The organism is Oleiphilus sp. HI0067, from assembly GCF_001635735.1.
Map to the genome: position 1 here is coordinate 1 of NZ_LWFI01000701.1, position 308 is coordinate 308.

2 protein-coding genes are annotated in these 308 nt (G+C 43.8%); both read left to right on the forward strand.

Going from position 1 to position 308, the window contains the following annotated elements; all coding sequences use genetic code 11:
• On the forward strand, positions 1–158 hold a 158-nt coding region (locus tag A3739_RS31355; RefSeq protein WP_197472177.1), incomplete at its 5' end, for a penicillin-binding protein activator.
• A gap of 23 nt (positions 159–181) precedes the next feature.
• Positions 182–308, forward strand: a 127-nt coding sequence (locus A3739_RS28040) for a YraN family protein (RefSeq protein ID WP_197472178.1), incomplete at its 3' end; no start/stop codon positions are given.

The following is a 308-nucleotide window of genomic DNA, read 5'->3' on the forward strand; positions in this document are numbered from 1 at the left end:
CGTATGCACTATCGCCACGCTTAGCGTTGCTCCGCGAGATCCCAAATAGCTTTGTTCAGGGACGAACAGGGAAACTCGCTATTGACGACGATGGATCAATTATCCGAAGACTGCAATGGGCTAAATATCAAGGCGGGAAAGCTATACCAATTAATTAATTCATGTATCAGGGACGATATAAATGAACAACAAGGGAACGAAATACGAGCGATTGGCAGAAAAGCATCTATTGAAGAACGGACTAAAACTTATTGCCCGCAATTATTCATGCCGCCTAGGAGAAATCGATCTTATAATGCGCGATCACC